This window comes from Pseudomonas costantinii, from assembly GCF_001870435.1.
Classification (GTDB): Bacteria; Pseudomonadota; Gammaproteobacteria; order Pseudomonadales; family Pseudomonadaceae; genus Aquipseudomonas; species Aquipseudomonas costantinii.
The window spans coordinates 1-6,941 of record NZ_MDDR01000047.1; the positions used below are offsets into that span (position 1 = coordinate 1).

Annotated in this window: 4 protein-coding genes and 1 pseudogene; all 5 read right to left on the reverse strand. The window is 57.1% G+C overall.

Annotation, left to right across the window (positions count from 1 at the left end; all coding sequences use genetic code 11):
* On the reverse strand, window positions 1–2,668 hold a 2,668-nt coding region (locus BFL40_RS26820; RefSeq protein ID WP_143088335.1), incomplete at its 3' end, for an autotransporter outer membrane beta-barrel domain-containing protein.
* Between the two features lie 497 nt (window positions 2,669–3,165).
* Window positions 3,166–4,697, reverse strand: a pseudogene (tnpC, locus tag BFL40_RS26825) (IS66 family transposase).
* Window positions 4,698–4,828: 131 nt separating this feature from the next.
* The gene (gene tnpB / locus BFL40_RS33900) at window positions 4,829–5,113 is read right to left on the reverse strand and encodes an IS66 family insertion sequence element accessory protein TnpB (protein ID WP_139213469.1); all 285 of its coding nucleotides are present in this window, start codon (window positions 5,111–5,113) and stop codon (window positions 4,829–4,831) included.
* A 197-nt stretch (window positions 5,114–5,310) separates the two neighbouring features.
* Window positions 5,311–5,442 (reverse strand): transposase, encoded by a 132-nt coding sequence (locus BFL40_RS34475; RefSeq protein WP_074851408.1) that lies wholly within the window; start codon window positions 5,440–5,442, stop codon window positions 5,311–5,313.
* Between the two features lie 286 nt (window positions 5,443–5,728).
* Window positions 5,729–6,879, reverse strand: a protein-coding gene (locus BFL40_RS26840) for an IS3 family transposase (RefSeq protein ID WP_139213470.1) whose coding sequence is annotated in 2 segments (ribosomal slippage) — window positions 5,729–6,642 and window positions 6,642–6,879 — 1,152 coding nt in all. Because the reading frame shifts where the segments join, the coding sequence is not laid out codon by codon here.
* Between the last annotated feature and the right edge of the window lie 62 nt (window positions 6,880–6,941).

A 6,941-nucleotide genomic window follows, 5' to 3' on the forward strand; every position in this document is an offset into this window, starting at 1 on the left:
CAACTGCTTTAGGTCCGGTACTGCTGAAACTGGTGGCACCGGTGGTATCGGCACTGAAGTTAGCCACCGATTGCAGCGCCGAGTCACGGTACTCATGACGCCAGGTCAGTTGTGCCGACGGTGTCAGGCTGCCGTATGAAGTCGCAAACGCACGCGCCAGCTTGGCTCCCAGATCGCTTTTCAACGAGTTGAGGTTGTCGGCGTTGACGTGCAGCGCGGTGCCCGCCCCACCTTTCTCGGTGTAGCTGTCCTGACGCAGGGTGCTGTAGCTCAGGCCGGCAATCGGGGTGAGGATGACGTTGGCCATTGAGGCGCCGAGGTCAATCGGATAACCGGCTTGCGCCGAAGCAGTGTATTGCATGCCATTGTGGCTGCCTTTGGCGGTGCCGTTGACGCCGGTGAAATCGACCTGACGCTGGGTGTCGTACTGGTGCTGCACAGCGCCCACAGACAGGTCGAGGTACCACGGATTGGCGTTGTAGCTGGCGTAACCGAACAGGCCATAGGACTTGACGTCCGCCGAGCTACCGTCGTTGTTGCCATTGTTGTTGAGGGTGGTCTTGGTGTAGCTGAACAGACCGCCGAGACGCCAGTTGTCGTTGAGCATGCCGTCAGCGCCGAGTAACAGGCCGTTGTAGCGTGCACTGTAACCGGCGATATCGTCGCGTTCATCCATGTGCGCGGTACCGCCAAAGGCCTGAGTCCATAGGCCGGAAGTCGGAGGTCCTTCACCGGTGGAAACCCCGGTCGACCCACCACGCAACCCTTCAAGGTGCGCCGAAGTGACATTCAAGACCTGAACCGTGGAAGCGACCGAGCCCTGAGTGGCGGCGGCCAGGTTAGCGGTCGGGCTCAGTTGCGCGCCGGCTTTGTTGCCCGCAGCCGTGGAACCGTTGGCAGCTGCGGCGTTGAATACGTTCATCAGGTCGGCGTTGAAGCCTTGATAGTTGAACAGACCCGCCAGGGACGCAGTGCCATCGGCGGTATTGGCCCGATTTATCGGCCCATTTGATGTCGGAGGAGTGACAGGCGGTGTCACCGACTGCACTGCACCCACAGTCAACACCAGATTCTTGTTAGCGCCGTCAACCACACTGGTACCTGAAACGTCATACCCGGCTACGGAGTAGTGCAGGGTGTCGGCGTTGTAGTTGGTACCGGCACCACCCGCCTGAACCACTAAATAACGCTGGCCTTGAGCGAAACCATACGTATGGGTGCTGACCAGGCCGACAGAGGAGCCTGAAGCAATGTTCGCGTCGCCTGTTACTACCAGGCGGCCGTAACCGCTGTCGCTTGCTGTGCCAGCGGCTACGGCACTGTCGCTGACGCCGATCAACAGCTTGGCATTGGCGGCTTGATCGTAGTTGCCGGTGATCGTGATCGAGTTATTGACCAGCAGCGTCCCCTGGTTGGACACCTTGAAGCTGCCGACATTGATATTGTCGTTTAGCAGCTGGTTCCCTGAGCCAAATATCACGTTGGACGCGGTGTTGGTAATCAGCCCAACGTCGCCGATGTCGGTGCCGCCGCCAAAACCGGTCAGTAACCCGAAGGTTGAACCCGTCCCACCGTTGATGTTCAGGTCCTGTGAAGCCTCATTCATGATGGCGCCGGCAATGACTCCAGAGTTGGTGATGGGGCCCAGAGTGCCTAACTTATCGTTGTAAATCGCAGCATATTGGCCGGTGATGGTGCCGCTGTTGGTCAGCGAGTCGATGCTGCCGGTGTTGTAAATGCCCGCGTTGCCGGTGACGGTGCCACTGTTGGTCAGCGAGCCGATGCTGCCGCCGTTGTGAATGCCCTCGGTGCCGCTGCTGGTGATGGTGCCGCTGTTGTTTAGGGTGCCGATGCTGGCGTCGTTGGAAATGCCCGCGGTGATGCCGCTGATGGTGCCGCGGTTGTTTAAGGTGCCGATGCTGGCGTTGTTTGCAATGCCTGCGGTGATGCCGCTGATGGTACCGCTGTTGTTTAGGGTGCCAATGCTGCCGCCGTTGATGAGGATGCCAAAGTTGTCGCCGCTGATGGTGCCGCTTAGATTATTGTCCAGCTCGGTGATGCTGCCAGTGTTGTAAATGCCAACTGTGGCGCCGCTGATGGTGCCGTTGTTGCTCAGGGTGCCGATACTGCCGCTGCCAGTGTTGTAAATGCCAGTGTTTTGGTCGCCGCTGATGCTGCCGCTGTTGTTCAGGGTGCCGATGCTGCCGAGGTTGCTAATGCCGTTACGTACGCCGCTAATGGCGCCGGTGTTAACCAGCATGCCGATGGAGGTGCTGCCATTATTGTAAATGCCAACTTTGGCGCCGCTGAGGGTACCGCTGTTGCTCAGGGTGCCGATGCTGCCGAAGTTGTTGAGGATGCCAAAGCTGCCGCCGCTGATGGTGCCACCCAGGTTGTTGTCCAGTTCGGTGATGCTGCTATTGTTTTGAATGCCAATGCTGCTGCCGATGATGGTGCCGCTGTTGCTCAGGGTGCCGATACTGTCGCTGTTCGGGTTGAAGATGCCGATGCTGCCGCCGATGAGCGTAGTGCCAGAAGGGTTTATAACGTCGTGAACAGTTGCCTGGGCGATCCCGGATTGGCCTGCCGTTATCGCCGAAGCGATGGCGATGGCCAAGAGGGCTCGGCGTCCCGGTGTGCGGTTTGCTGGTCGATTGTGCATGCTCATACTGTCTCCCCTGAAAATTTGGTTGCTGCGAACTCTAGGGGTTCAGTGGCCAAACGGTTGTTCTAGAGTCGCTGAAAGTTGGTTTTTTAGGGGCCGATCATATAGAGGCTTTTTCGACGGCTTTGACCGTGCGTCTCAGTTTTCAAACTTTATTTTCAGCAGCAGCCCTTATTTGTTCGTCGCAACCGCAATGGCCGGCTTGAACGTTGGTACCAACCAGTAAGAAACCAGCCGGCAAACCGGACTACTGGTGAGCTGGTTTTTTGCACCTGGCATTTTAACGATAATCCCGTTATTCACAGTCGAGCCGAGGCGGCAGCGGAGTGTGCCTCGGTGTGAACCAAAAATGGGATAGTTCAGAACAACCATGGCAGAATTCGCGATGTCATTTTGTAATTATGGAGTTTATGGATGAGCCGTTTTGCGCATTTTCTCGGAACTCTGACCGCAGTCGTAAGCTTTGCTGCCTCCGCCGCCCCTTCCCTTCAGGACATTAACTATTCGGTCACCCATTGATGCGGCAGCAGCTCCGCAATCTCACTTGCCCGCTGCGTCGGCAGGCGCGTGAGGACGTCCTTCAAATAAGCATACGGATCATGCCCGTTGAGTCGCGCAGACTGGATCAAACTCATGATCGCCGCTGCCCGTTTGCCGCTGCACAGTGATCCTGCGAAGAGCAAGTTCTTGCGCCCCAACGCCCAAGGACGGATCTGGTTCTCTGCCCAATTATTGTCAATGGGTACGGCGCCGTCATCGAGATAGCGCGACAGCGCCATCCAGCGTTTGAGGCTGTGATAGCCGAGCCGTCGTGCACGATCTGGCGCTGGGCGATCATCCAGGCATGCAGGGCATCCATCACCGGCACGGCTTTTTCTTGTCGTATTCGGTGGCGTAAGTCCGGCTCAAGGTCGCGGACTTCACTCTCGATTTCGTACAGTAACTGGATGTAGCGCAGGGCCTGCTCGGCAAGCTGGCTCTTGTTGGTGGCGTGCAGTTCGAAGAACTTGCGCCGTGCATGGGCCATGCAGCCGATCTCGGTGACACCGAGTTCAAATCTGGCTTTATAGCCGCCAAAATCATCGCAGACCAGCTTGCCCTTCCAGTCTTGCAGGAAGTTGCGGGCGTGTTCTCCGGCGCGGCTGGGGCTGAAGTCGTAAACGACCGCTGCCAAGTCCGAGAACTGGCTGGTGGCGTAGGCCCAGACATAGGCGCGATGGGTTTTCTTCGCGCCCGGCGTGAGCATCTGCACCGGCGTTTCATCGGCGTGGATCACGTCATGCCCAAGCACCGCGTCGCGCAAGGTATCGACCAGCGGCTGCAACTGCACGCCACAGTTGCCGACCCATTGCGCCAGAGTCGAGCGGGCGATAGCCAAACCGGCTCGACCGAAAATCGATTCCTGGCGGTAGAGCGGCAAGTGGTCAGCGAACTTGGCGATCACGACATGGGCCAGCAGCCCTTCGGTCGGGATGCCCTTGTCGATGATATGAGCCGGAACCGGTGCCTGGATCAGGGTTTCGCACTGATCGCAAACCCATTTGCCACGAATGTGCCGCTCAACGGTGAACACACCCGGCGTGTAGTCGAGTTTCTCGCTGACATCCTCGCCGATACGCTTGAGAGCGCAGCCGCACTGGCAATAGCTGTTGTCCGGTTCGTGATGGATCAGAGTGCGCGGAAACTGCGGCGGCAAGGCAGTGCGTTTAGGTTTTTGCCGAACCTCGGTCGAAGCGGGAGCAAGTTTCAGCGCTTCAAGTTCGGCTTCGATGGCTGCAATGTCGGTATCGATCAGGTCATCCAACAGACTGGCTTGATCCGGGCTCAGTTGCTCGCTGCGCTTGGCGAACTTGAAGCGCTTGAGCTGCGCAATCTCGTGGGTCAGCTTTTCGATAACCGTTTGGTCGCGGTGGATCTTCTGGCCCATGGTCTCGACTTTCTGATCGAGACTCTCGACGCGCTGCATCAACTGCGCCGCCAGAGCGCGCAGTTGTTCAGGGGTTAGTTGGTCGAGATTGGGCCGCGAAGTCATGCCGCCGATTTTGCCAGAGCCGGCTAAAACCGACGATAGGCTCATCGGACAATTGCACGGCCTGGGTGGTCATGGCAGGCATTATACGATGGAAATTGCGCTGCCAGGCCCGACTCTTTGCCATGGCAAACCTAGCACCAGGGCATGCAGTTGTTCGGCACCCAATTCCATCTGAGAACCGTGTCGAGAACCGGCCAGAAGAACTTGCCTTGATGCAGGCGGCGCGCCGCCAGCCAGATACCCAACCCATCGTGCACTAGCACTTTCATGCGATTGGCGCGGCGGTTGGCAAACAGATAAGCACAGTGCGGCTGCGCCGCACCGAACACCGCCACCACCCGCGCCAGCGCGGTGTCGGTGCCGGCGCGCATGTCCATCGGCTCGGTGGCGAGCCAGATGGAGTCGATGCGGATCATCGCAACAGGTCTCGCAGAAAGGTCGCGCAGGCAGCAGCGCTTTCGGTCGGTCAGTTCACTTTGACGGTGCCGCGCGGGTGTGGGATTTCGAGGCAGATAGTCAACGACGTGGCTTCCGACCTTGCCCCGATAGGTTGCAAGGGCAGCGGAATGAAAGCGGGTTGCAGCGCCATGGTTTTCGGCGTTTGCACTCGAATTCATTTATGGACGAGATTCGCGTTGAGGCTGTGGCTTAGCGCGACATTGGCAATCGAGGCCCCGGGCTGGGCGCACTCTTGAATGACCTGGGCCTTGAAGGATTTAGAGTAGGAACGGCGTTGTGGCTGCATGAAAGACCCGCTTAAAAGGCTAGAAATGGTGTCCACTTAAATCAGGTGGACACCATCGCCCTTGGTGTCGGGGTCAGGAAGGTGTGTTGGCCGGACGCATACGCCGCTAATGCGAAACGGCTATGATAAATTCAGCTCAGTCGTGAATGGATATTTCGGTTATGGAGAACGCATCATGCTAGCAGTAGGAGTAGCGCTAGTCGCAGTAAGCTTGGGCACCGGCCCCCCTGGTTTTTGGATACCAGGCTGTGTCTTCATGACCATAGGGTGAATCGCCCCGGATTCTCTAGACACCTTGCAAGCTCATTGCGTAACGCTTTTCAAACTCTACCGGTGACAGCTGATTGTTGAAACCATGGCGGCGTTTTACGTTGTAGAACATCTCGATGTAATCGAACACGTCACTACGAGCATCTTCCCGCGAGGTGTAGATTTTTCGCTTGATTCGTTCCCGTTTCAGAAGCTGGAAAAAGCTCTCGGCCACAGCGTTGTCATGACAGTTGCCTCGGCGACTCATGCTGGCAACCAAATTGTTTGCCTTCAAAAAGCTACGCCAATCGGAGCTGCTGTACTGGCTGCCTTGGTCGCTATGAATCATTACCTCTTGTTTCGGTTTACGCCTCCAAACCGCCATCAATAAAGCATCAATGGCTAAATCGCTGGTCATCTGCGACTTCATTGACCAGCCTACAACCTGGCGAGAAAACAGATCTAGCACCACAGCCAAGTACAACCAGCCTTCATACGTACGAATGTAGGTGATGTCGGTAACCCAAACCTTGTTGGGCTCCACGACATCGAACTGGCGCTTCAGCAAATTGGGTGAGGCGACAGCTGGCTTACCGCCGTACTTTCCAGGGCGGCGTCTATAACCTGTCTGAGAACGCAGACCTTCAAGACGCATCAGCCTCGCCACACGATGTCGACCACAATCTTCACCGACCTCGCGCAGATCGTCATGGATTTTGCGATAGCCATAAACGCCGCCGCTCTCCAGCCAGGAGTGCTTGATCAAACCTAACAGTCTCTGGTCGTCTTTGGCGCGTGCAGATTGCGGCTCAGACAGCCAGGCGTAATAACCGCTGGGATGGACTTTCAGCGTCAGGCAAAGCCGTCGAATCGAATAGTCGCCAGCGCGCTGCTTGATAAAGGCGTACTTCAGCCGCACTCCTTGGCAAAGTACGCGGCGGCCTTTTTTAATATGTCTCGCTCTTCAGTGACGCGCTTGAGTTCCGCTCGCAGACGACGCAGTTCAGCGTGCTGATCATCATCCTGCTGCCGTTCTTCTTGAGGTTTGCTGTAGCGCTTTATCCAGGCATAGAGGCTATGCGTCGACACACCAAGACGGGCCGCTACCTCAGCGACAGCCAGCTTCTTTTCGGTCACTTGATTGACTGCTTGGATTTTGAATTCTTCGGGGTAACGCGGGTTGCTCATGGCACCTCCTAATTGGCCTCAGTTTAAGGCAAAGAGGTGTCTACGAAACCCGGGGCGATTCA

What these genes read in the sequence shown, in the direction of transcription:
- tnpB (WP_139213469.1), bottom strand. Translation starts at nt 5,113, where the DNA reads ATGATCCGCATCGACTCCATCTGGCTCGCCACCGAGCCGATGGACATG.
- BFL40_RS34475 (WP_074851408.1), bottom strand. Translation starts at nt 5,442, where the DNA reads ATGCAGCCACAACGCCGTTCCTACTCTAAATCCTTCAAGGCCCAGGTC.